The 23,910-nt window shown below is 49.0% G+C and carries 19 protein-coding genes and 2 tRNA genes; 15 read left to right on the top strand and 6 right to left on the bottom strand.

Features of this window, described 5'->3' with window-relative positions:
* Positions 1-17: 17 nt before the first annotated feature.
* Both BUB59_RS01145 and alr read right to left on the bottom strand, forming a co-directional pair.
* Positions 18-566: a methylated-DNA--[protein]-cysteine S-methyltransferase gene (locus tag BUB59_RS01145; protein WP_073224807.1), complete on the bottom strand. Its 549-nt coding sequence runs from the start codon at positions 564-566 to the stop codon at positions 18-20.
* 3 nt (positions 567-569) lie between these two features.
* Positions 570-1,793, bottom strand: a complete 1,224-nt coding sequence (gene alr / locus BUB59_RS01150; RefSeq protein ID WP_073224809.1) for an alanine racemase — start codon at positions 1,791-1,793, stop codon at positions 570-572.
* A gap of 544 nt (positions 1,794-2,337) precedes the next feature.
* Here alr and BUB59_RS01155 point away from each other — a divergent pair.
* The 7 genes from BUB59_RS01155 to BUB59_RS01185 all read left to right on the top strand — a co-directional run bounded on the left by BUB59_RS01155 (position 2,338) and on the right by BUB59_RS01185 (position 13,672).
* Positions 2,338-3,282 (top strand): AgmX/PglI C-terminal domain-containing protein, encoded by a 945-nt coding sequence (locus BUB59_RS01155; RefSeq protein ID WP_073224811.1) that lies wholly within the window; start codon positions 2,338-2,340, stop codon positions 3,280-3,282.
* Between the two features lie 104 nt (positions 3,283-3,386).
* The gene (locus BUB59_RS01160; RefSeq protein ID WP_073224813.1) at positions 3,387-4,502 is read left to right on the top strand and encodes an aminopeptidase; all 1,116 of its coding nucleotides are present in this window, start codon (positions 3,387-3,389) and stop codon (positions 4,500-4,502) included.
* A gap of 23 nt (positions 4,503-4,525) precedes the next feature.
* On the top strand, positions 4,526-6,850 hold the full coding sequence (locus tag BUB59_RS15285; RefSeq protein WP_073224815.1) for a hypothetical protein: 2,325 nt from the start codon (positions 4,526-4,528) through the stop codon (positions 6,848-6,850).
* 8 nt (positions 6,851-6,858) lie between these two features.
* A complete protein-coding gene (locus tag BUB59_RS01170) occupies positions 6,859-7,653 on the top strand; it encodes an inositol monophosphatase family protein (protein WP_073224817.1) in 795 nt (264 codons plus the stop codon).
* A gap of 141 nt (positions 7,654-7,794) precedes the next feature.
* Positions 7,795-9,627: a glycoside hydrolase family 9 protein gene (locus BUB59_RS01175; protein ID WP_083540103.1), complete on the top strand. Its 1,833-nt coding sequence runs from the start codon at positions 7,795-7,797 to the stop codon at positions 9,625-9,627.
* A 360-nt stretch (positions 9,628-9,987) separates the two neighbouring features.
* Positions 9,988-11,337: an NADP-specific glutamate dehydrogenase gene (gene gdhA, locus BUB59_RS01180; RefSeq protein WP_073224821.1), complete on the top strand. Its 1,350-nt coding sequence runs from the start codon at positions 9,988-9,990 to the stop codon at positions 11,335-11,337.
* Positions 11,338-11,584: 247 nt separating this feature from the next.
* Positions 11,585-13,672 (top strand): FISUMP domain-containing protein, encoded by a 2,088-nt coding sequence (locus BUB59_RS01185; RefSeq protein WP_159433300.1) that lies wholly within the window; start codon positions 11,585-11,587, stop codon positions 13,670-13,672.
* Here BUB59_RS01185 and ligA read toward each other — a convergent pair.
* Together ligA and BUB59_RS01195 are read right to left on the bottom strand one after the other, a co-directional pair.
* Positions 13,605-15,740: an NAD-dependent DNA ligase LigA gene (gene ligA / locus BUB59_RS01190; protein WP_073224825.1), complete on the bottom strand. Its 2,136-nt coding sequence runs from the start codon at positions 15,738-15,740 to the stop codon at positions 13,605-13,607. The two genes, BUB59_RS01185 and ligA, sit on opposite strands and share 68 nt — an antisense overlap.
* Positions 15,741-15,763: 23 nt before the next feature.
* Positions 15,764-16,321, bottom strand: a complete 558-nt coding sequence (locus tag BUB59_RS01195) for a manganese efflux pump MntP (RefSeq protein ID WP_073224827.1) — start codon at positions 16,319-16,321, stop codon at positions 15,764-15,766.
* Positions 16,322-16,432: 111 nt separating this feature from the next.
* On the opposite strand from BUB59_RS01195, the gene BUB59_RS01200 reads away from it, so the two are divergent.
* The 5 genes from BUB59_RS01200 to BUB59_RS01220 are packed head-to-tail and all read left to right on the top strand — an operon-like array spanning position 16,433 to position 20,421.
* Positions 16,433-16,810, top strand: coding sequence for a c-type cytochrome (locus BUB59_RS01200; RefSeq protein ID WP_073224829.1), 378 nt, complete (start codon positions 16,433-16,435; stop codon positions 16,808-16,810).
* The gene (locus BUB59_RS01205) at positions 16,807-17,346 is read left to right on the top strand and encodes a cytochrome c3 family protein (protein ID WP_073224831.1); all 540 of its coding nucleotides are present in this window, start codon (positions 16,807-16,809) and stop codon (positions 17,344-17,346) included. The genes BUB59_RS01200 and BUB59_RS01205 overlap by 4 nt, the downstream gene beginning before the upstream one ends.
* A 14-nt stretch (positions 17,347-17,360) precedes the next feature.
* On the top strand, positions 17,361-18,266 hold the full coding sequence (locus BUB59_RS01210; RefSeq protein WP_159433301.1) for a 4Fe-4S dicluster domain-containing protein: 906 nt from the start codon (positions 17,361-17,363) through the stop codon (positions 18,264-18,266).
* Complete coding sequence (locus BUB59_RS01215) at positions 18,266-19,993, top strand: c-type cytochrome (RefSeq protein WP_073224835.1); 1,728 nt, start codon at positions 18,266-18,268, stop codon at positions 19,991-19,993. The genes BUB59_RS01210 and BUB59_RS01215 overlap by 1 nt, the downstream gene beginning before the upstream one ends.
* Positions 19,990-20,421: a hypothetical protein gene (locus BUB59_RS01220; RefSeq protein WP_073224837.1), complete on the top strand. Its 432-nt coding sequence runs from the start codon at positions 19,990-19,992 to the stop codon at positions 20,419-20,421. Before BUB59_RS01215 ends, BUB59_RS01220 begins: the two co-directional genes overlap by 4 nt.
* A 1-nt stretch (position 20,422) precedes the next feature.
* Here the strand turns inward: BUB59_RS01220 and BUB59_RS01225 are convergent, their stop codons facing one another.
* Positions 20,423-21,184: a hypothetical protein gene (locus tag BUB59_RS01225; protein WP_073224839.1), complete on the bottom strand. Its 762-nt coding sequence runs from the start codon at positions 21,182-21,184 to the stop codon at positions 20,423-20,425.
* Entirely contained in the window at positions 21,184-22,194 is a 1,011-nt protein-coding gene (locus BUB59_RS01230) for a PorV/PorQ family protein (protein WP_073224841.1), read from the bottom strand. Before BUB59_RS01230 ends, BUB59_RS01225 begins: the two co-directional genes overlap by 1 nt.
* Positions 22,195-22,319: 125 nt before the next feature.
* On the opposite strand from BUB59_RS01230, the gene BUB59_RS01235 reads away from it, so the two are divergent.
* From BUB59_RS01235 to BUB59_RS01245, 3 genes are all read left to right on the top strand, one after another.
* A tRNA-Lys gene (locus BUB59_RS01235) sits at positions 22,320-22,392 on the top strand.
* A gap of 48 nt (positions 22,393-22,440) precedes the next feature.
* A tRNA-Pro gene (locus BUB59_RS01240) sits at positions 22,441-22,514 on the top strand.
* 374 nt (positions 22,515-22,888) lie between these two features.
* A complete protein-coding gene (locus BUB59_RS01245) occupies positions 22,889-23,908 on the top strand; it encodes an alpha-hydroxy-acid oxidizing protein (protein ID WP_073224842.1) in 1,020 nt (339 codons plus the stop codon).
* Positions 23,909-23,910: the final 2 nt, after the last annotated feature.

Raw genomic sequence — 23,910 nt, forward strand, 5'->3', positions numbered from 1 at the left:
CGGCAAGCTCGGCAATCTTATTCTAAAAGCATTTCCTGAGGAATGGCGCCTTCTATTACTAGGAGGCGTCTTTTCATATCTAGACCAAGACCGAAACCTACAAGGTCGCCTGCCTTGCCGATAACTCGATGGCAGGGAAGTATGAAAGGGATGGGGTTGGCGTGAAGGGCGCCACCTATGGCTCGTACGGCCTTGGGGCTGCCAACCATTTCGGCAACATCCTTATAGGAGCGAGTTTCTCCGAAGGGAATTTCTTTCAGTGATTCCCAAACCTTGATCTGAAATTCGGTGCCGTATAGTTTGTACGGAATTTTGAATTCCTTCCGCTTGCCCACCAGATATTCATTTAACTGCTGGACGGTCTTGCGGTAGGCGCGGCTGACGACGGAAGGTAAGTCTGTGTCTACATCTGCAACTGCGTAAGCGCAGGCCTGGACGGCGCTGGGCTTCGCATTTGTAGAATCATATTGAAGACTGCATAGCTTGGATTTTTCGAAGACGAAAGTCCACTGCCCCCACAAGTTGCGGTGACGTACGGTTGTGAATCTTTCGTCTGAGAAGTCCATAGTCTATCGCAACGGGTATTCCTTGAAGTCCTTGACGCCGAATTCCTGACGGAGGTAATCCCAGCGAACTAGACGGTTCTTCCAGTAATACTTGCGGTACAGACGGCGAGCCACGCGACTGGTCAGTTCGTAAGGAATGGTGTGGTGGTCGTCTGCGATGGCTTCCATGGAAATTCGGAAATCCAGTTCGCCGTTCACCACATCTACAGTTTCCCCAACTTGAACGTCGGGAATGTGGCTGACGTCCACCATGGTAGCGTCCATACAGACACGTCCCAGAATGGGGCAGAGCTGACCGCGGATAAAGACAAATCCCTTGTTGTATTCACCGCGAAGGTAACCGTCACCGTAACCGATTGCGATGGTTGCAATGCGGGTGGGTTGCTGAGCCATCCAGTAGCCGCCATAGCTGACGGTTTCGCCGGGCTTCACATCGTGAATGTGACGGATGGTGGACTTGATCTTCATGACGGGCTTGATGGGCCACGGAGAAGGGGTGGCCCCCATGCAGTTGTATCCGTAGAGGGCGAGACCCGGACGGACCATGTCGAAATGACTTTCGGGATGAGTCAATGTGCCCGCGGAACTGGAACAGTGGCAAATTTCCGGACGAAGACCTTCCGCTTCAAGAACGTCTACCAGGCGGGTAAAACGCTGGATCTGAATTTCGGTCTTGGGATTGCCCGGCATGTCGGCTGTTGCCAGATGGGTGAACATGCCTTCGAATTTCAAATTCTTCAGGCTCAGGGCTGCGCGAATGTTGTTGAAGTCTTCCGCGTCGAAACCATAACGGTTCATGCCGGAGTCAATCTTCAAGTGGGCCTTGCAAGTGCAGTTGTTGTCGCGAAGAAACTGATCGAAGGCCATGGCGGTGCGGATGTCCGTAATGGTTGCGGTCAGCTGGAATTCCACGAAGTAGGCGAAATCAGCTGGGGTGCAGGGGCCAAGAACCAGGATGGGGAGGTCCATTCCGTATTGACGAAGCACCATACCTTCGCTCAGGTGGGCAACGCCCAGGTAGTCTGCGCCGCCAAACTTTGCGGCAAAAGAACAGGCCAGGCTTCCGTGACCGTAGGAGTCTGCCTTTACCGGCAGGAAGATCTTGGTGTTGGCGGGAATCTGGCTACGGATAAACTGAATATTATTACAAAGTGCGTCCAAATTGATTTCAATCCAGTTAGGACGTGCTATACGAGATAAATCGGGAGGGTTTTGTAAAAGCTTCATGATGCTTGAAATATAAAATAGTGGTTTATGCGTGGCTTTGTGTCAACCCAATTTTGCTCTAATTTGGAATAGATTTTGAGGCTGTTTTGTAAATCGGAACCGTTAAAATTCATAACGAAATCGCCTGCAGACCCAGTAACTACGGGCTTTGTCCGAAAATGGTCGAGTTTACATTCTGACGGTTAAAGATTTGTTTACTTGTAATGGCGTGCTTCATATATAAAATCGTTGTAGTTTATGGTTGTGCAAGGGTGAAGTCCTGCTTTAGCATCGGTTTAAGGAGCGATTGCAAAACGGATTTCTTGGTGTAAGTCTTGTACAAATTAATTGGGTTTTGGTTCTTCTCTGACATTGTTTATTTTCTTTTGTAGTTAGGCTTTCGTCTGTAAAGTCTTGTCTCACAATTGTCCTTTAGCAAATGGCCTTAAATGTCTTTTGTGCCATTATGCGTAAACGCTCTTCTTTCGAGTGCTGTCTCCCTATTGTCTAAAAAATTCCCCATAAACAAAACAACATCTTTCCGCAAGGAAAGGAGGATAAAAACATGAAAACCGTAAAAGTAAAAGTGGATCCGTTTATTGCATCTCTGCTGCCGGATTCCGACAAGAAAATGGGCGCCATCGCTGGTGCATCTCTTGTGGTCGCCATTGCGCTGAGCCTTTGTGCTGCAGCCTATGAACGAGTCATTGATGATGTAATCTTCGAGGAAAAGCCTGATAAGGAAGTGCTCACCACTTTAAATGTTATTGAAAAAAAGGAGGAAAAGAAGGAACTTCCCAAGAAAGAAAGAAAACCTAAAAAGGAAATCCAGCGTAAGCATCAAGGTGGTGGCGGAAAGCCCAAGGGACAAGGCCGACCCAACGCCGTTGAGGCTCGTAGTATTCTGAAAATTCTTGCTTCGCAAACGAAGAACGCTTCTAATTCGCCCTATGAACTGATGCGTCAAAAATTCGCTAAGGACATAGATAAAGTAATTAAAAGCAGTAGCGGACTTCAGCTTACGGGTAAGACTCATTTCGGAGAACGTCGCGGCGCTGTAAATGGTGGCTTTAACGAAGGATTTGCCTCTGGTGGTAGTGGTGGAATCGAAGGTTCTTTTACCAGTTTGGTAGGGGGCTCCGTCGGTGCATTTTCAAATAAGGCCATGAAGGGCAACTTACGTCCGCCTTCCTCAAAGGATATTGACTTGGGGGCTGGAAGCTCGCCCCGTTCTGCATCCGAAGTGATGAAGGTGATTCGTAAGCGTACTCCTGGTCTTCGTCATATCTACAATAAGTACCTTAAGACGAAGCCAGGCTTTGCGGGGAAGGTGACGCTGAAATTCGTCATTGCTCCGGGCGGTGAAATTATCGGCATTAACATCATTTCAACAACGACAGGCTACAGCGAATTCGATAATGAAATCAAGAATGCCATCAGTCGTTGGACCTTTGGTGCGATTAAGTCGGGTAATACGACCGTAACGGTTCCCTTTACTTTCTCCGAATAGATTTGTTATTCATTTGGTATATGGATTCATTATTTGCCGGTAGTGGAAACGCTACCGGTTTTGTATATTTACCCCGTTAAAATTTTTATTATGGTGTTTGGAACATGAAAGATCCTCGCATTACGAAGCTTGCTGAAAACCTGATCAACAATGCCATTGCTCTCAAGGCAGGTGAAAATATCCTTATCGAAACCACTGATACTCCTGATGAACTTTCTACGGAATTGGTGAAGGCTGTGGTCAAGGCTGGCGGAAATGCTTTCGTTCATAATTACAGCGGCCGTATCCGCCGCGAAATGATTAAGTCTGCCTCCGAAGAACAGATGAAGCTGGCTGCAGACCTGGCTATGGATGAAATGCAGAAGATGCAGTGCTATATCTCCATTCGCGCTGCAGAAAATGCTATGGAAAATTGCGACATTCCTGGTCCCCAGATGAAAAAGTATCGTCTCGCCAACCAGGCTGTGCTTGACTACCGCGTGAATAAGACCCGTTGGTGCGTACTCCGCTGGCCCAATCCTTCCATGGCTCAGGCTGCCAACATGAGTACCGAAGCTTTTGAGGACTTCTACTTCGAAGCCTGCCTGGCTGACTATCCCCGTATGGCGAAGGCTGCCCAGAATTTGGTGGATATGATGAACCGTACGGACAAGGTTCGCCTGGTTTCCAAGGGTACGGACTTGACCTTCAGCATCAAGGATATTCCTGCGGTTCCTTGCTGCGGTAACATGAATATTCCCGATGGGGAAGTCTATACCGCTCCCGTCCGCAATAGCGTCAATGGTGTGATTCAGTACAATACGCCCTCCCTCTATGACGGAAAGCAGTTTGGCAACGTTCGCCTTGAATTTAAGGACGGCGCCATTGTGAACGCTTCCTGCGAGACCGGGGATAATGAAGCCCTGAATGCCTTGTTCAATACGGATGAAGGCGCCCGATATGTGGGCGAGTTTGCTATCGGTTTCAATCCCTATGTGAATTCCGCCATGTGCGATATCCTGTTTGATGAAAAAATCGCAGGTTCCATCCACTTTACCCCGGGCCGTTGCTACGAAGATGCCCCTAACGGCAATGTTAGCGCCATCCATTGGGACTTGGTCCTCATTATGCGTCCTGAATATGGTGGTGGCGAAATCTGGTTTGACGACAAATTGATCCGTAAGGATGGCGTTTTCGTGGTTGATGAACTGAAATGCCTGAATCCCGATCAATTGGGCTAGTTTATTTTTGTATTTTGGCAAAGATGTTTAGATACTTCCAAATTTTGCTGTTTGCGCTTCTGACGGGCTTCTTCTTTGTAGCCTGTTCTGATGATACCGAAGGTGTCGAGTACAAGTTTGATCGTGAAACTTCTGAAATAACGGTCCTTCGCCAATGTGCGGAGGATGCGGATAGTGGGGCGTACTGCTTCCAGATTCGTTTCCGCGTTCCTATCGATACGGTGGATTTGGATTCTTTCTACGTCTGGGTAGATACCACTGTGGTGGGGGATACCGCCAAGTCTGTTTCCAATACCAAGTTGAAAAATGCGACGGCCGTTTTCCCCTTCGGTCATAAATCGAATTATGAGACAATTGACCTAACTCCTTACATCCAGGAATTTGTGGAAGAAGGCCGTGACAGCTTGATGGTAGGTCTTTTCAGCGGTTATTCGGGAGACCATGACCCGGGATCTATTCAGAGAGTCTATCTCCACTTTGGCGATGATCTGGATCCTTCTGTGGTGAACTTCTTTGATGACTCTACCTGGACCACCGGTGCGCAGTTTAACTGGTATCGTCCTTCGGATCAGACGGACTATTACAAGCCCGGTGTGTTGAACGGTCCAATTGCTGGCTATAACATTGTGATTCGTGCAGAAAATGAGGATGAAGATATCCGCGACTTGAAGGTGACCGTGATTACCGCCGATGAAACGGATTCTACGGGCGATAAACTGTATATGCGTCATAGCCGCATTAATACCAATTCGGATTCCATGTGGATCGCTTCCGTGGAACACGGGGATAGCAGAAAGAATGAACTTCGTCTTCTGATTCTCGATGGTCTTGGTATCGATACCACTGATAATGAACGGAATCACTTCCGCTTGGTTATTGAGGGCTTGAAGGCTGAAAGTGGCTATACAAGAGGCCTTGTGGCTTATGATTCCGCAGGTAACTATTCCGGTATTGAAGGTGCTTCTTCGGACTTGTTCAAGACTACGGACTCTATCGCCCCCCTGATGGCTACCAAGATTTTTACCATCAAGGATACCCTTTTCCCGGAAATGACTCGACTGGATAGCAATAACCATGTTCGTATTTTCTGGAACAAGAGCGTTGACCCCGTTGTGAAAAATCATGGCATTAAGGTGGATTCTGTACTTACGATTCCGAGTAGTTGTTTAGAAGAGCGTTGCTACAAGGATTCCGTGGCTAGCTACGTTGTGGATTATTACGATGCTGTAAACAAGAAGTGGATTGCCTATACCTATGCTGGTGGTACGGATCGTTATACAAAACGCTATGCTTTTGAGGGGGATTCCCTGGTGATGGATCCGGATGGAAACTTCGTTACAGATACAATCCGTTGGGTTGCTCCTGGAGACACGCTGATTATTCGAATTAGGGCGAAGGATGTGTCTGGCTATTATTCCAAGGCTTTGGTAGATACCGTTGTTGTATCTCCTGGTGTGTTGGCTACCCAGGTGGATTGCCCGTCGGGCTTCGTTCCTGTCAAGACGGATTCCTCGGTGTTCTGTATGGAAAAATATGAACATCGTGACGCCAGAGGAAGTTTTGTGTCCAATGTGCTCCATTCCGAGGCTATTGCTGCATGTGAAGCGATTTCTGCAAGTGGCTTTACGGTAAGTCTTTGCGGTGAAAGGGACTGGCAGCAGGTGTGTCTCTCCGGAGGTACTTTGACTTATGGCGTTATCGAAGAGGAATCGCTTAGTGCGGCTGAGTTCCTTTTCTCCAACTGCAATGTAAGTACCGGCTATGAAGATATGGCTATGGATGCGTCCCTCCGTAATCCGAATTGCGTGAGCCCCATGGGAATTCGTGATTTTCCGGGTAACTTGCAGGAGTGGGTGAAGGGTCGTTCCGAAGACACCTTGGCGGTTCTGAAGGGCGGCAGCTACATGGTATTTGACGGCTTGGATCGAGAATCTCGCGCCATGTGTACCACTCGCAGTTTCCCGTTCTATACAAGACCTGCCTATACTCAGGATACGGTTTATCTGTATCGTGAAGGAACTCGCGTGGATACGGTTTTTGCTGCGGATACTTCCAGGACTGCCTACGAGGATAAGCCCTTCCTGACGGTAAATGATTTTACGGATTCCCTGCAGTTCTTCACGGTTAAGAATTCTAATGGCGATACGATTGGCGAAGATTATGCGCTCTACTCTGAATACAAGAAGGGTGGCGATGAATGGCTTAAAGAATTGTCTAACGGCTTGGTTTATGAACCCAGTCGTATAGAAGTCGTATTTATTAAGAATGAAACTGTGGCGTACCGTCAGGCTGCTGCATTCTATAAATCTCCTTCAATTGGTTTCCGCTGCTGCGCCTATCCTGAGTAAACTGATTTATGAACTCAAGTGAAACAGAAAAATTCTTGAAAGTCGCCGAGGAATTGGCTCGTAAGGCAGGGGAGATCTGTCTGGATCTTCAAAGCAATCTGGGTGACGTAAAGTACAAGACTGCGAAGGATGTGGTGACCATCGCCGACGTCACCAGCGAAAAGCTGATTGTGGATGGCCTCCGCGCAGCGTTCCCCACTCATTCCATCCGTACGGAAGAAGCCGGCGTCATTGAAGGATCCGATCCGCGTTACCGCTGGATCATTGACCCTGTGGATGGTACCGTGAACTTTAGTCGTGGCATTCCCCTGTGGGGCATTTCCATCGCGCTGCATTTTGAAGGTAAGCCTCTTGTTGCTGTGGTGAACCTCCCGAAACTGGGGGAGATGTTCACCGCCGTCAAGGGCCAGGGCACCTTCATGAATGGCAAGCCGGTTCACGTAAGTCGCGAGGACAATCCCACACATGCAATTTGCAGTAATGGTGATTTTAACGTAGGCGATGCCCAGAAGATCAATGCTCAGAATTCCAGGAATTTCGCCGCAGAGGCTATCGCCTTCGAACGCGTCAAGTGTCTGGGTTCCGCTGTCATTGAGGGCTGCTTTACCGCCTGCGGCCGCCTGGACTGCTTCGTGATGACCATGAGCTATCCCTGGGATATTGCCGCAATCGCCCTTCTGGTAGAAGAGGCCGGCGGCCGTTCCACCCACATCGACGGTACCGAGATGCAGTTCGTGGACGCGGAACAGGTGGTGTTTTCCAATGGTCTGCTTCACGATGTTCTTGTAAAGACTGTTAGCTAGTTTTTGTTAACTGGAGTTTACCGACTTTGAAAAGATACGCAAGATTTACACTTGCGTATCTTTTGTTTTTGAAGGGATTATTTAAATTTAAGCCCGGTATTGGGATGTGGCATACAATCAGAGTTTAATCTCGGAGAATTTATGTTCTTTAAAAAGTCTTTGATGGCAGGTCTTGCCCTTTTCGGTCTCGCCGCTACCACCGTTTCTGCTGCATTGAGCACAGATGACTTTGTGGAAGCCGCATGGATGACCACCCGTTTTTATGGCGCCCAGCGCTCTGGCCAGGGCCCTAACTGGGTTGCCGATGGCACTAATTACACTACAAGTTTCTTGAAGGATGCCTACCAGGGCAAGGACATGACTGGTGGCTGGTTTGACTGTGGCGACCATGTCATGTTCGGTCAGACCCAGGGCTATTCCGCATACATTCTTGCTCTTGCATATGCTGAATTTACGGAAGGCTTCTATGACCTTTATACCGGTGATTACACCGACTATAAGGCCGCTAAGGATTACACCCGCAAGAGTGGTAAGGCCAATAAGGTCCGTGATCTCCTGGAAGAACTTCGTTACGAAGCTGATTTCTGGGTAAAGGCTGCTCCTGATGGCAATACCTTTATTTCTGTGAAGGGTGATGGTAACGCAGACCACCAGAAGTGGGTGACTCCGGGCAAGATGAGTACCTTGGGTTCTGGCAATGGCGGTGATACCCGTACCATGACCGCAAATGCAAATGACAGCTATTCCTCCGGTATGGCTGCTGCAATGCTGGCTGTGATGGCTCGCGTGGATCCCGATGAATCCAACCGCGCCAAGTATTTGAAGGGCGCTAAGAATGCCTTCACTTATGCTATGGCTCATAAGGGTGTGACCACTTCTGGTAGCTTCTATAACGCCAACTGGTGGAACGGTCGCGTGACGGATGGTCAGTTCCTTGCTGCCCTGGAACTTTACCGAACCACCAAGGAAGATAAGTATAAGAGCGATGCTGAAGATGTCTTCTATGATCTTGACTTTAGTGGTGGTGCCTCTACTCCTATGAATTACGCCAACGCCATTCCGTTGTCCGTGATTGTGGGCCATTCCATCGGTATTGATAGTGATGACTATGGCGCTGCTACTCCGAAGATGTTCTTGGACAAGATGTACAAGAATAAGGCTCAGAGTGGAGTCTTTATTCCGGAAAAGAAGGGCTCTGGAGACTTCCCGGTTCGTTCTCCTTCCGGCGGCGCTTTCCTTTATGCCTTGTATGCAAAGTACTATGATGACAATAGCTACGATAGTGATATCGAAAAGAATATTGCATATCTGTTAGGCGATAATTCCAGCAAGAAGTCTTACGTTGTTGGCTTTACTTCCAATGGGGCAAATGCTCCTACTGCACCTCATCATCGTGGCTACTATGCTAACGAAGACGAAGGTCGTGAAGTGGATTCTGGTCTCCGTCCTCCTGAAAAGAACAAGCTTTTGGGTGGTATGATCGCCGGTGACTTCAATAGCGGTAGCCATAACGGTACTGTTTCTAACTACAGCACTAACGAAGTCTGTGTGGACTTGAACGCTCCTCTGGTGGGCGCACTGGGCTACATCCTCAGCAAGAAGGCTCCCAAGACCGATACAGAACTGGGAACCGAAAGCTCTCCCTTGGTAAAGAAGGACACCATTCCTTCTACTCCTGTCCCTCAGGATACTTCCAAGAAGGATACTTCTGTTGTTGATCCTGGTTTTGCCATTGCAGGTCAGGCTTTGGTTGGTAGTGCGTTCCATCTGGTCAATGCTAACGGTGTAGTTAGCGTTGCTAGTGCAAAGGCTGCTCCTTTCAAGGTTCAGGTCTTTGACTTGAAGGGTAACGAAATCCAGTCCATCGAAAGTAAGGGTCGTGAAGTGTTCTTCCTGCCCAAGGCAAAGGGCGTTCTCCAGGTCCGTGTGACTTCCCAAAGCGCAAAGATGACTTATACCATCAAGAGTCTCTAAGCAAGAATTGAATACTTCGATTTGTGGAAAACCTCTCCTTCGTGGGGAGGTTTTCTGTTTGTATTAGTGTGTAATAGTGCAATTTTCTATTCATAAAGTGAAAAATAACATTGCTTAAAATGTAAATCTTTGTTTACGAAGTGGTGATTTGAGATGGGACTTACAAAAATGTCTGTTTTTATGTTTTGAACCCTTTAAATTTTGCGAAAAATGGCACTTTGAAATTATGATGAAAAACTAACTTACAAAAATGTCGTAAATTAACGATTTTTGTATATTCCCACTTGTTTTTTTTCATTATTTGTTATCTTTTGAATCGTTAAAACAAAACACTAAATAACTCTCAATGGAGATAATATTATGGCAATCCAGAATGCTTACCTCAAGTCCGTCTATGAAAAGGTCGTCGCTCGCGATCCGGATCAGGCTCTGTTCCACCAGGCTGTTCGTGAATTCCTCGAATCCCTGGACCCCGTCCTCGCTCAGGACAAGTCTTGGGAAACCAACGGCGTTATCGACCGTCTCGTAGAACCGGAACGCGTGATCACTTTCCGCGTACCTTGGTTGGATGACAAGGGCAACGTTCAGGTTAACCGCGGCTACCGCGTTCAGTTCAACTCCGCTATCGGTCCTTACAAGGGCGGTCTCCGTCTCCGTGGCGAAGTTACTCTCTCCATGCTGAAGTTCCTCGGCTTCGAACAGATCTTCAAGAACTCCCTGACTACTCTCCCCATGGGTGGTGGCAAGGGTGGTTCCGACTTCGAACCCAAGGGCAAGTCTGATAACGAAGTGATGCGCTTCTGCCAGTCCTTCATGACTGAACTCTCCAAGCACATCGGTGCTGACACTGACGTTCCGGCTGGTGACCAGGGTACTGGCGCTCGCGAAATCGGTTACATGTTCGGTCAGTACAAGCGTCTCCGCAACGAATTCGTTGGCGTTCTCACTGGTAAGGGTCTCTCCTACGGTGGTTCTCTCGCACGTACCGAAGCTACCGGTTACGGCCTCTGCTACTTCACTCGCGAAATGCTGAAGGACCTCGCTAACGACTCCTTCGCTGGCAAGACTGTTGTTATCTCCGGTTCTGGTAACGTTGCTATCTACGCAACCCAGAAGGCTCAGGAACTCGGTGCAAAGGTTGTTACCGTTTCTGACTCCAACGGTTACATCTACGACCCGAACGGCATCAAGGTTGAAGTTGTTCAGCAGATCAAGGAAGTCGAACGTGCACGTATCTCTGAATACGCAAAGCGCGTTCCGGGTTCTGAATACCACGAAGGTTCTAAGGGCGTTTGGACTGTTAAGTGCGACATCGCTCTGCCCTGCGCAACTCAGAACGAAATCGACGAAGAATCCGCAAAGGCTCTTATCGCTAACGGTGTAAAGGCTGTTGCTGAAGGTGCTAACATGCCTTCTACTCCGGAAGCAATCGAAGCCTTCCTCAAGGCTGGCGTTCTGTTTGGACCTGCTAAGGCTGCAAACGCTGGTGGCGTTGCTACCTCCGGTCTCGAAATGTCTCAGAACTCCGAACGTCTCTCCTGGACCTTCCAGGAAGTTGACGCTAAGCTCGATGGCATCATGACCTCCATCTACGCTGCTGCTTCTTCCGCTGCTGCAAAGTACGGCGACAAGAAGAACCTCGTTATGGGTGCAAACATCGCTGGCTTCCTCAAGGTTGCTGACGCTATGAAGTGGCAGGGTGCAGTTTAATTTTTCGAAGAAAAATTAAACCTAGCTCATAAAGCTTTAAAAAGATCCTCGGTTTTACGACCGAGGGTCTTTTTGCGTTTGCTCAATTTTTAGGGGAATACCGATTTTTTGTTTGTGCGGGGATAATTCTTTTGTTTATATTAGGAAAGTCGGGAGTTAAATAATGTTTACGAAAAGTTTTGCTCATTTCCTATTTTGCGCAGCGGTTCTTGTCATTTCCTCTGTGGCGGCTGCGTATGTAGAAAAAATGCCGGATTTTAAAGATAAGCGCGACGGACGTGTTTATAAGACCGTACAAATAGGTGAACAACGCTGGTTTGCAGAAAACCTTCGCTTTAACGTGAAGGGTAGTTCCTGCTACGACAACAAGGATTACAATTGCGAAACATACGGTCGCTTGTACAACTGGGCCATGGTGATGATGGTGGTTGACTATTACAACAGCCGCTCTCTGGCAAAGCTTTCTCCCAAATATAAGAGTGGAAAAATTCATGATATTTGCCCCAATGGATGGCATGTTCCTACCAATAAGGAATGGAAAATCATGAGGCATTTCGTTGGTAAGAAGGGTATTAGCGATGGTGTTGGCTTGAGCTTAAGATCCAAAGAGACTTGGGAGAAGGAAATGCGAATTCCTGCAGGCAGCGATGAATTTGGTTTTAATGCCTTGCCTAGTGGTGAACGTGATTTTGAAGGACGTTATTTTGATATGGGGCGTTCTGCTGTTTTTTGGACATCGACCGAATATTCTAATGACGGGGCTCGCATTTGGTGGATTTATTATGATAATAGAAATATTGAAGGAAATTACGATACAAAGGAAACAGGTGCATCTGTTCGCTGTGTAGAAGACCGACTTTATGAAATCAAGGAACCTCCTTCTCCTGTGCCTGTTGTTGTGCCTAAGGTTGTGGTGGAAGTTCAAGGTCGTAAGGTTGAAACGGTTCATATTGGAGATCAGGTCTGGATGGCTAACAACCTGGATGTAAAGGTTCCCGGAAGTTTCTGCTACGATAATAAACCCGAAAATTGTGAAAAGTATGGCCGTCTATATCCCTGGCCTGCTGTGGTAAAACTGTCCCCAGAGTATGTGAATAAATCTGGACGTGATTCCATTTCCAAGGTAAGACCTAAGGGCGTTTGTCCCAATGGGTGGCACGTCCCTACAGCGCTAGATTTCCATCGACTGGATTCCTATCTGAAGGATATTGACAACGCTACAGGTGTTGGCACCAATTTGAAATCTCGTGTCGGTTGGCCTGAAAGCGAAGAAGCCTTGCCTGGTACCAATGGCTTTGGCTTTAATGCGGAACCCTTGGGATCTGTTAGCTATACCAAACCCCGCATGATTTGTGAAACCATCGTCAAGCAAATTATACCTCCTGCAAAGAAGGGCGGCGTGGCGGATACGGTCTTTGCGGATTCCTGTGTGGTGGATTCTACCTGGAAATCGGAACTTGCATTTGGCGGATTTGGATCGTTTACAGGATTCTGGACTGGAACGGAGGCGGACTCTGTTTCTGGGATCTTGATGAGCTTGTCTAACGATGAGGATGACTTCGTTCGGGATACGGTTCGTAAGGACGAGGCTCACTACCTGCGTTGCGTTATGGATCCTCCCGATGTGGATGAAATCTACGACAGTACGTCTATTTACGATGTTCGAGATGATAACCGCTATAAGACGGTGGTTATCGGTGAGGATACTTGGATGGCGGAAAACCTTCGTTTTGCTGCCCCTGGCAGCTATTGCTATGAGGACAAGGATATTCGCTGCAAGTCTTATGGTCGTCTCTATCCCTGGCATGTTGCCATGAGACTGCCTGCGGATTATGTGGAACAGTCCATGACGGGAAGCATTATGGCGGAACACCAGGGGATTTGCCCTGAAGGGTGGCATATGCCTTCCAATGACGAATGGATTGCTTTGGGACAGAAGGCTTTGAATATGCGTCGAGGTGGAATTGGTTCTGCCTTGAAGAGTAAGGAAGGCTGGGCCCGAGGGGGCGCTCCAATTTCTGCAGTCTCCGGATTTAATGCACTTCCATCCGGCAGTAGATTTGCCGATGGCGAATACGCCGAACTAGGTACAAGCACGTATTTTTGGGCCGCTCAGGGCGGTGACGGAATGGGTGCAGTCTACTGGAACATCATCCATTCCAAGGATGATTTCACCACCATGGAAGATTTTGAAAACTTCTCTTTCTCAGTACGCTGCGTGAAGAATAAGCTTGCGAAGGAAACTAAAGAGGCTGGCTCTGCTGCAACTACAGCGGAAGTTCCTGCTGTAACGGCTCCTGAGGGCTCGTCTGCAAATCCTGAGGTTGCTCCGTAGGAGTTTCTTCGGCACTTTCTGCAATTTGCTGTAAGAGCCAGGCTTCATCGTGGACGGGGACGCCCAATTCGTTTGCCTTAGTCAGCTTGCTGCCGGCAGCTTCACCTGCTAGAACCCAGCTGGTTTTCTTGCTGACGGAACCGCTTACCTTACCGCCGTTTTCCTCGATGAGTTTACGTGCCTCATCGCGATCCATGGTGGGGAGGGTTCCGGTGATGACTGCGGTCTGACCTGCGAAAAGCGTTTTCACGACGCCCTTAAATTCGGTGGGGCAGCCAAGGGCGATGAGTTCGTCGATTTCCTTGGCGTACATTTCCGTATGGAAGAATTCGTAGACGGAATTGGCTATGACAAGGCCTGCATCCTGAACTTTCAGGAGTTCTTCCATAGGGGCGGTGCGGATGGCTTCCAACGTGCGGAAATATTTTGCCATGTTGCGGGCGTTGGTGCGACCCACATTACGAATTCCAATACCGTGGAGAAGATTTTCCAGGCTACGTTCCTTGCTGGCCTGGATGGCGTCAAAGACGTTCTTTGCGCTTTTCTTGGCCATACGTTCCTGGCTTTCCAAGTCTTCCTGCGTGAGGCGGTACAGATCGGGAATTCTCTTGACCTTGCCTGTTGCGATAAGACTTGCAATGAGGCTGGGACCCAGGTTTTCGATGTTCATGGCTTCGCGGCTGACGAAGTGCTCGAACAGGCATTGGACTTGTGCCTTACAGTGGAGGTTTTCGCAGCGGAGGATGACTTCGCCATCCACATGGGTGAGGGGAGTGCCACATTCCGGACAGGTTTCGGGAGCACGTACAGGTACGGCTCCTTCTGGACGCAATTCCTTTTTCACATCCGTAATTTTCGGGATGATTTCGCCGCCTTTCTCCACGCCAACGGTATCACCGAAGTGCAAGTCCAGACGGGACACTTCATCGAAGTTGTGGAGGGTGGCTCGCTTGACTGTGGTGCCTGCCAGACGTACGGGTGCGAGATTTGCTACGGGCGTAACGGCGCCGGTGCGGCCTACCTGAAATTCAACAGAGAGCAGGGGCGTGTAGGCTCGTTCCGCCTTGAACTTATAGGCAATGGCCCAACGGGGGCTCTTGCTGGTTGTTCCCAGAGCGCGCTGCTGATCCAGATTGTTCAACTTGACTACCATACCGTCAATGTCGAAAGCCAAATTGTCTCGATCAGCTCCAATGGTTTCTGAAATCTTCATGATTTCATCTACGGTATTTGCGGTCCAATATTCGTTGGTGTGGAAGCCTAATTTTTTAAGCTGTTCCAAATTCTGCTGGTGGGTTGCGTTATTGCTCTGGGGGATGTGATAGGCGAAGAATCGCATGGGACGAGTCTTGCATTCATTGACGCTCTTTAGCTTGAGGGAGCCAGAGACCGTGTTACGGCAGTTCTGGAAAATCTTCTTACCTTCCAGAATCAGCTGCTCGTTGAGGCGTTCAAATGCCTCGCGTTCCATATAGACTTCACCGCGAACTTCAAAGGTTCCTTGGGGAATTTCCGACGGGTCAATCTTTAACTTTTTGGCGTCAAAGTATTCGGGAATATCCTTGATGGTCAGGGCGTTCAAGGTTACGTCATCGCCCTGGGCGCCATCACCGCGAGTTACCGCTTGCTTTAATCTGCCGTTTTCGTAGACGATGCTTAAGCTGACTCCGTCAATTTTACGTTCGCAAATCCACTTGTCAGATGTCGTTCTGGAGGACTCGTCGTGTCCGATAGAATCTGTTTCGATTTCTTCCAGACCTTTTTCGGCGGATTCAACAAATTCTTGCATTTCTTCGGCGCTGTATACGTTGGAAATGCTGAGCATGGGGACTGCGTGGGTGACCTTGGCGAAATCGTTGGTCAGGTCACTACCCACATTTCGGGTTAGAGAGTTTGCACCGCCCAGTTCCGGATATTTCTTTTCCAGAGCTTCCATTTCCTTCAGGCCGAAGTCAAAATCCTGGTCGCTCATGGGGGAGATGCCATCCTTGTAGTAAAGGCGGCTAGCTTCTTCCAACTGCTTCTTCAGTTCAAAATATCGGGTATGGTCAAACTCTTTCTGGTCCATAAAGTCCCTCGTTATTTAACGCCCTAGAAGAACATCTTTACGCCGATGCCAATCAGGATAATGCCTGCAATGACTTCGGGAATCTTGGTCTTGAATTTCTTTGCGGCGCGACGTCCGATCTCAAATCCGATGACGCCCATGACAAAACTTGCGATGGCGATGGCAGAAGTTGCGGTTACCATGTTGGCGTTAATAAAGGCGAAGGAGATGCCGACAGCAAAGGCGTCGATACTTGTTGCAATGGACATCAGCAGAATGTTTGCGATAGTCAAATTCTTGGAGGCAATTTCTGCGGCTTCGTCGTCTCCACCACGGACTGCACCCCAGATCATGCGGCCACCCAGAATGCAGAGAATGGCGCAGGCGATGGGCGTACCGATAGATTCAAACCAGCGTTGGGCGAAGTTCCCCAGGAAGTATCCCAGTAAGGTCATGCCGCCCTGAAAGACGCCGAAGGAAATAGCCTGGATTAAGGCTCTGGAATAGGGGATGCCTTTCTTGGTGAGACCGGTGGCGATGGAGACCGCGAAACAGTCCATGGCCTCGACAATTGCGATAACGATGATTTCAATAATTCCCATGTAGACAAAGATAGAAATAAGCTATGAGATCTGAGCTTTGCGCAGTACGTTATGAGCTATGGATAATGTTCTGGTTGAAAAAATTTTACGTATATTTTAGGAAGATTCAGGATGATTGAAATGGGTGTGAAATTCAAGCTGGTTTTAGGCGTTTTTATACTGGCAACAGGGCTTTTTGCTCTGGATTTTGCCTTGCCTGAAGTTACGCCTGAATTGAAGACTGAGTCCCAGGAATTTTTCCAGAATGAATGTAAGGGCTGCCACAGGTGGGCCCGAAAGTTTGCGGCTCCTCCCATGAAGGATAACGTTCTGCAGTATGCGGACAAGCCGGAGGAGATGGTAAAGTACTTGATGCATCCTACGCCGAAACATCCCGATGAATGGCCGGCTATGGATATTACCCCCCTGACGGAAATCCAGGCCAAGAAAATGACTGCCTGGCTGCTTTACATCCTAAAGAATCCCGATGATCCAGGGAGGCCCAAGTGAAGATTCTTGTGGCGGTTTTCTCCTTGATATTTGCCTTCCTGCTGGCTGATTTTGTGGTGGGACGTGGTGCGGAACCTTTCCGTACGGGTTTTTCAAATACAAGCGAATCTAAACCTGGCGTGCCCTTTGATCACGCACTCCATGGGGATTCCATTGGTCTGGACTGTGCCTCTTGCCATACGGGGAGTCGCTCCCTAGCTAAGGCCTATTTCCCCTCCAAGAAGGACTGTATGGATTGCCATCGTTTGCCCTTGACGGAAAATCCGGGGATTGAAACTTTGGATTCTGCCTTGGCCAATGCTCCGGAAAAGCCTTGGTCTAAGAAATCCAACTTGCCGGACCATGTGGTCTTCCACCACGGAGTTCATGCTGCGGCGGGTGTAACCTGTGCCAGTTGCCATGGAGACGTGAATAAGAATGTCTATGGTGGTGAAAAGTTCGATATGAAAACTTGTCTTCAGTGCCATCGGGGCGAAACATTCAAGGATATGGGCTATAAGCCGGCGGCCACTGATTGTGCCACCTGCCATCGCTAGGTATATTTATGGCAATGGATCGTCGCGATTTCATAAAGTCTTGTTCCTTGATGGCCGTAGCAGGTCTTCTTTTTGGCTGTCGTAAGGATGTGCTGTCGGAACTGGCTCACGTAGGCGACGTTCCCAGCGTGAAAAAGTTTGAAGAGGAAGTTCGCCAGGCCATGGCAATCGTCCGTAAGGAAATGGACTTAGTGCCCGTATCCTTCCCGAAGGAACTTTCTCTTTCTGGAAAGACCTGCAAGAATCGTTTTGGCATGGTCATCGACCTGAACGCCTGCGATGGATGTGGCAAGTGCATTTTGGCCTGCAACAAGGAAAATAACATCCCTCTGGTTCCCGAGAAGGATGCTGCCGATGGACGCTTTATGCACTGGATTGAAATGCGGGGAAACGCGCCCTTCATGTGCGCCCACTGCGGTAATGCCCCTTGTGAGAAAGTCTGCCCTACGGGGGCTGCTTCCCATAGCGAAGATGGCTTAAGCACCATGATGTACAAGCGTTGTGCCGGTTCCAGATTCTGCGGCGCCAACTGCCCCATGCAGGCAAGGAAGTTTAACTTCCACGATAGCAAGGCAATGGGCCTCAGTCGCGTCTTTAACCCCAAGGTCCCCCTTCGCGATAAGGGCGTCATGGAAAAGTGTTCCCTCTGTCTCCATCGCCTTCAGGATGACCGCATGCGATTCAAGACTGAGTTGTCCGTTTCCCTGAAGTCCGAAGTTTCTTTGAAGTCCGAGGAATGGCGTGGCCGTGGAGTAAATACCGCTTGTGGGGAGGCCTGTCCCAAGAAGGCCATCATTTTCGGGAACTGGCTGGATAAGGAATCTCCCTTAGTAAAGGCCGTAGCCGGACGTACTCTTTATGCACCAAAGAGTCTGGCCTCCTTTGATCCCTCAATTCTTTTCATTATGGGGCGTCACTAATGCTGAAGGTTTTAAGAATCATCGGTTTAGTGTTGCTTATGCCTGGGCTTGCTGCTCTGGGACTTTCTCTCTATGAAGGACCGGGAAGCTGGTATACGGATTCTCAGACGTTCTGGGGGACTCCTATTGCCCTCTTTGTTTTCTGGATTGGTCTGGCTCATGCCGGAACTTTGCTTTCTGCCATTTTCCTGGTGTTGAATGTTAGGTTAGACCGTCGTACCGCCATGCTTGCGGAACTGTCCACCTTGTGTTGCCTTGCCTTGGCAGTTCTGTTCCCCTTGATTCATCTGGGCGTCATCGGGAACTTCTATATGGTAGCTCCCTTTGTGGATGGGCGAGGAGTGTTCCCTAATGCAGGCTCTCCCTTGGTTTGGGATTTCTGCTGTATTGCGGTATACGGAATTCTGTCTGCGCTGTTCTTCAACAATCATCTTGCATCCCAGAAAAATCCTGCTTTTGAAAAACTGCGTAGACCTTTAGCTTGGCTGCTATTGCCCTTGGTCTTGTGGGTCCATTCTGTGGTAAGCCTGGACTTTGCCACCACCTTCGTTCCTAGCTGGCAAGGCGCTTTCTTCCCCTTCTACTTTGTGGTGGGAGCAGTCTATTCTGGATTGGCCCTGGTGAACGCTTTGCTTTGTGCGGAAGGGTTCCGCGTCCGTATGCTGGAACGTTTGATGATGGTTTCATCCTGGATCATCTGCGTCATCTGGTTGTGGATTTTCCTGAGGTCGGGCGAATTCTTTGCTGGAACATTTGTCTTTGCCGGCGTCCTCCCGCAACTCTATTGGGTTGCTGGCGTTCGCGATCGTCGTCGCGGCCGCCTGCTGATCAGTCTCTCCGTTTTGACTGGCTTATTCCTGGAACGACTTTACCTTGTTTCTCCGGGCTTTGAAAATATTTCTGCAAGGCTTGGCTGGAACGATTTTGGATTGATTTCTTTCTCTCTCGGTTTCTTCCTTCTGCTCTTTTACGGTCTGCGAAATTTTGTGGGTAAATATCTGGAAGATTACAATACCTATTTCGGCGAAATGGATGGCAGCGAGATGGAAGCGGATGTGGCCCGAACGGAAAATTTGGAACAGGTGCAGGATTCCTATGTTCCGCCGTTTTCCTCACCGGAATTTAGGAGCCTTCGTTTGCCTGTTCTGTTTGGCGTTTTGTTGACAATCTTGTTCTGCATTTGGTGCTTGAATCTGCCTCAAAATAATCTTGAACTAGAAAACCTGTTGCCCTTGACTTATCCCTTGATTGCTTTGGTAGCGGGGTTGTCTCTCTGGCTGGAAACATCGTTCAAGTTGCAGGTGTCTTCCTGGAAAAAACTTGCCTTGATTTCTGTAGGAGCAATTATGATGGGTGGAGTCGTCGGGATCTTCTACGCAGGTTTTCCAACGAGCCCATCTGACGAAAACGTCTCTACCGCAGTCCCACAAGCGCCTTCCATTTCTGGAACGGTAACTCCGGAATCGTCCGCTTTGCTCTGGAATGCTCGTTGCACCTCCTGTCATGGAACTGATGGAAAGTTGAATGAGAAGTTCGTCCGAGAATTCTATCCCGTACCTACTACACTGACGTTTGACCGTCTGAACTCCTTGGGCGATGACTCGCTCTATCAGGTCATTTCCAAGGGACGCGCCAATATGAATTCCTATGAGGGCCGCCTCTCGGAAGATGAAATCCGCGGTCTTGTTCAGTATATGCGTTCCTTGGCAAAGGAGGTTTCAAGATGATACCTCTGCTAAACGCGCTTGGATGTCTGCTAGCACTTGGTTGCGCCTATTACTTGTGGCGACCGGGTTCTGGACTGTACCGCAATGGTGGCATTCTTGCGGTATCTCTCCTTCTGTTTGTGGTCTTCTCTGCGGCCGCAGGTGACGTGGAGTATTATCCGTTCCGTCTGTTGGCGTTGTGTCTTTGCTTCTCCACGACTGCACTGACAAAGTCCCGCAGGGCCTTCATCATTCTGGCTCAAATCTTCTGGTTATGGATTGAGTTGTTTGGAAATGTTTCTCTCTATTACCGAGGGGGCGATTTCAACTGGACTCGTCTAATAGCCATCTTTGGATTGGCTTTGTGCAGTTCCTTCCTGTCAAGAATCTCGAAGGAGATGGAATTCTGTCTGCTGGTCTTCTGGATTGCCGTCTGGGTTTTCTTCTAGGCTATTTCTTCTTGACAGAAATTTCCTGAATTCGCTTTTCGGAGAGCTTGGAGAGAAGTACCGCCTTCTCTCTTTTTTCATCAAGTTCCTTTTGAGTTTTGACGAACATACCCATGGTAGAGGGATGCCTCATGGTATACGAGAGGGTGGTCCCGTGAGGCATGTTCTTATACATCACTGGCCACAGATCCTTGACGGATGAACCTTGTTTCAGGAAGGATCCGTCCAGCTTGCACTGAAGATCTTCATCGATCTTTTCATCAAAAGCTTTTGCTACCAGGTAAGGAACGCTGAACATCTTTCCGCCGGCGTGAGCCATCCGCAGGCTGTAATCCAGCAGGCGCAAGGATTCTGGAAGATCCGTGTCAAATAAACCCGTACGCTGGATGATGCGACGGGAAAAAACTCCGATGAGCGGATTCGGACCTGCAACGTAACGCAATTCGTCCAGCTCGGAAATAGGGGAGAATCCCTTGGATCCATCTACCAGTAGGCCGCCATAGAAATGTCCGTTGGATTTGACTCGGGGAGCGAATGCGTCCACCATGGGGAAACCGTCTGTTTCCAGAGCAAGTTCGTTGAGAAATTCCCGGTCAATGTGGATGGACGGATGGGCGAAAACAATCCATTCTGCTTCCAGCTCGTTCAGTTCGCCGTTCCAGTCTCGGGTATGAAACCATCCCAGGGCGGGATCTTCCAATGTGGGTTTCCAGGAATCGAATTCGCTTGAATTGTCAAAGACGAAAACGTCGAACTGTCTCATTAGAAATTAAACCTGATGCCAAGACGATGTTCCTGGCCAAGACCTTGTGCTAAGTAGGAAAAGCTGTAGTCCACGGAGAAAAACGGGTGGTTGTAACCAAGACCTGCGCTAATCATATGGGCGCGGTTGGTTTCGTCCGGACGGTCTTCGGAGGCCATCAATTCCAGGGCGTCGCGGTAAAGATCCAGCCAAGTTCTGGAGAAGCCCAGACGGACAAAGAAACTCTTGCCCAGGTTATATTCGCCAGCCAAGTTCAGGAAGGGCTCTGCATACCGAGGAAATTCAGTTGCCGCAAAAAGCGTCAGGCGGGGCAGAGACTTTGCTCGCATATAGCCGCTTAAAATGAATGTCTGGGACATGGGGTAGTACTGGTTTTCGTCATCGTCCACGTAGTCGCGGAGCAGACATCCGAAATCTCGGGCTGCCAGGGCCAGTCCAAATAACTTGCTTTCGGACTGCCAGGTAATACCCCAGTCGAAAGCGGCGCCCATTGCGGTTCTGGCACCTTCGTCATCTGCCAGATTATCCGTTGCAAACTTCAAAGTTGCACCGAAATTGAAATGCTTCATGGGGAAGGCGATCGTTGCGGTAATCAACTGGCTAAAGGGATTGTAGTCCTTTCCCGTTGCATCGCCGTAGTCGTCGTAACCTTCGATGGTGCCGTAGTCCAGCCAGTTGTAGCTCACCTGATAGATGTACTTCTGGTAGTGACCTGTGTAGGATAAACTTCCCTGATTGTCTGCGAAATCACCAGTCTGCCAGTGAGCTTCTGCCATATGGTTCTTGCCTTCGGGCAGAATCACGCTAGCCGGGTTCACGGTAACAATGGTGGGATCCGTAGAGGGGAGAGCTCCTGCAGCCTTTTCCAAAGCGGTGTTGCGGGGACCGTCAAAGGTGTTCATAAAAGAGAACACTTCGCGTCCAGCATCGTTCTGTGTGAAATAGGCCATACCTGCTGTAGGAAGCAGCAGACCTGCAATAAATGCGCTTTTGGAAATCTTAAACGGCATGGGATAAATTTAAAAAATTTGTTCCGCAGGAATGTGCGTTCAGTAATTAGAAAAACCACAATTTTGTGCAAATTGTCCAATCCACCTTTACAAAAAAAAGAACCTTTAGTATATTTGTCGCACTCGGGCTATTAGCTCAGTTGGTAGAGCAACGCCCTTTTAAGGCGTGGGTCGAAGGTTCGAGTCCTTCATAGCTCAGGAAAGGCCGGTTTCGAGTAATCGGGATCGGCCTTTTCCTTTTAAAATCGGGGTGTAGCTCAGCCTGGTAGAGCGTCTGCTTTGGGAGCAGAATGTCGTCAGTTCGAATCTGGCTACCCCGATACGAGAAAGGCACCCCTTGTGGGTGCCTTTTCTCGTATCTTAGGTATAGCCAGATCGAACGACGAAGTCAGTTCGACAAAAATCGCCGATGCACGAAACGAAGTGAGTGCGTACGGCAATTTTTGAGCTTAGGCCATAAGGCCTAAGCCCGAAGGGCAAGCAAGGCACGGCGAAGCCGTATTGCCTTGCGCAGCAATCTGGCTATAATCCCGATACAAAAATCCTGTGTTTGCCAGAATGATGCAGTTGCTCGTCGAAGACGAGTAGCGACGAGAACAATCTGGCTACCCCCGCGTCTCATTTTTTTTGACTTTTATGTTTTATAAAAAATAGGTTGCTCATTAGTTTCTTATATTCCCTTCAGAGGTAACGTATGAATTATCAAGAAGTTTTGGAAAATGCCCGCAAGAACATCGGCCCCAATTGCAAGGTTTGCCCCGTCTGTAACGGTTTGGCTTGCAAGAATACTATGCCGGGCCCTGGCTCCAAGGCTCCGGGGAATGGTGCCAACGACAACTACAACGCTTGGAAAAAGATCAAGCTGAACGTGGATACTTTCGTTGAAAATTCTCCCATTGATACCAGCACGGAACTGCTGGGCCTCAAGTTAAGTTTTCCGCTGATTACGGCGCCCATCGGGTCTATCGCCATGCAGTTCAATCCCACTGACGATGTGGCGGACTTTAACGAAAAGTGCATGGCCGCCTGCGAATCCCGCGGCATTTTCCACGCCTACGGCAATGGCCGCGACCAGCGTGTCTGGGACCGCGCCATCGAATCGGGCAAGGCTCACAGCAACTGCGGCATACCCGTTTTCAATCCTGGCACCAACGAACATATTATGGAACTGATGGACCTGTTCAAGGATTCCATGCCCAAGGCTATGAGCGTTGTGGTGGACAGCGCTGGCTTGCCTCACTTGAAGTCTTTCAACGGCAAGGGCGGCGGCACAAAGACCATCGAGGATTTAAAGGAACTGAAGGCTCACGCTAAGGAGCCCTTTATCGTGAAGGGAATCATGAGTGCTCGCACAGCGCTTAAGGCTGTGGAAGCTGGTGCTGATGCTATTATCGTTTCTAATCACGGTGGGCGAGTTCTTTCGGATACGCCCGCTACCGCCGAAGTTTTGCCAGAAATCGTCGCCGCAGTTAAAGGACGTTCCAAAATTCTTATTGATGGCGGAATCCGCTCTGGCCTGGATGTTTTCAAAGCCCTCGCCATGGGCGCAGACGCTTGCCTCATTTGCCGCCCTGTGCTGATTTCTTATTACGGCGGCGGTCAGGAAGGCATCGAAATCTACCTAGATAAAATCAAGTCCGAACTTGAGGACACCATGTACATGTGCGGCGCCCGCAAAATTGCTGATATTGACGAAACGATGATTCGCGTTTAGCT

Source organism: Fibrobacter sp. UWEL (assembly GCF_900142535.1).
Lineage (GTDB): Bacteria > Fibrobacterota > Fibrobacteria > Fibrobacterales > Fibrobacteraceae > Fibrobacter.

Excerpts from the sequence above, each read along its gene's own strand:
- BUB59_RS01145 (WP_073224807.1), bottom strand. The coding sequence starts at position 566 with ATGGACTTCTCAGACGAAAGATTCACAACCGTACGTCACCGCAACTTG.
- alr (WP_073224809.1), bottom strand. The coding sequence starts at position 1,793 with ATGAAGCTTTTACAAAACCCTCCCGATTTATCTCGTATAGCACGTCCT.
- BUB59_RS01155 (WP_073224811.1), top strand. The coding sequence starts at position 2,338 with ATGAAAACCGTAAAAGTAAAAGTGGATCCGTTTATTGCATCTCTGCTG.
- BUB59_RS01160 (WP_073224813.1), top strand. The coding sequence starts at position 3,387 with ATGAAAGATCCTCGCATTACGAAGCTTGCTGAAAACCTGATCAACAAT.
- BUB59_RS15285 (WP_073224815.1), top strand. The coding sequence starts at position 4,526 with ATGTTTAGATACTTCCAAATTTTGCTGTTTGCGCTTCTGACGGGCTTC.
- BUB59_RS01170 (WP_073224817.1), top strand. The coding sequence starts at position 6,859 with ATGAACTCAAGTGAAACAGAAAAATTCTTGAAAGTCGCCGAGGAATTG.
- BUB59_RS01175 (WP_083540103.1), top strand. The coding sequence starts at position 7,795 with ATGTTCTTTAAAAAGTCTTTGATGGCAGGTCTTGCCCTTTTCGGTCTC.
- gdhA (WP_073224821.1), top strand. The coding sequence starts at position 9,988 with ATGGCAATCCAGAATGCTTACCTCAAGTCCGTCTATGAAAAGGTCGTC.
- BUB59_RS01185 (WP_159433300.1), top strand. The coding sequence starts at position 11,585 with ATGCCGGATTTTAAAGATAAGCGCGACGGACGTGTTTATAAGACCGTA.
- ligA (WP_073224825.1), bottom strand. The coding sequence starts at position 15,740 with ATGGACCAGAAAGAGTTTGACCATACCCGATATTTTGAACTGAAGAAG.
- BUB59_RS01195 (WP_073224827.1), bottom strand. The coding sequence starts at position 16,321 with ATGGGAATTATTGAAATCATCGTTATCGCAATTGTCGAGGCCATGGAC.
- BUB59_RS01200 (WP_073224829.1), top strand. The coding sequence starts at position 16,433 with ATGATTGAAATGGGTGTGAAATTCAAGCTGGTTTTAGGCGTTTTTATA.
- BUB59_RS01210 (WP_159433301.1), top strand. The coding sequence starts at position 17,361 with ATGGATCGTCGCGATTTCATAAAGTCTTGTTCCTTGATGGCCGTAGCA.
- BUB59_RS01215 (WP_073224835.1), top strand. The coding sequence starts at position 18,266 with ATGCTGAAGGTTTTAAGAATCATCGGTTTAGTGTTGCTTATGCCTGGG.
- BUB59_RS01220 (WP_073224837.1), top strand. The coding sequence starts at position 19,990 with ATGATACCTCTGCTAAACGCGCTTGGATGTCTGCTAGCACTTGGTTGC.
- BUB59_RS01225 (WP_073224839.1), bottom strand. The coding sequence starts at position 21,184 with ATGAGACAGTTCGACGTTTTCGTCTTTGACAATTCAAGCGAATTCGAT.
- BUB59_RS01230 (WP_073224841.1), bottom strand. The coding sequence starts at position 22,194 with ATGCCGTTTAAGATTTCCAAAAGCGCATTTATTGCAGGTCTGCTGCTT.
- BUB59_RS01245 (WP_073224842.1), top strand. The coding sequence starts at position 22,889 with ATGAATTATCAAGAAGTTTTGGAAAATGCCCGCAAGAACATCGGCCCC.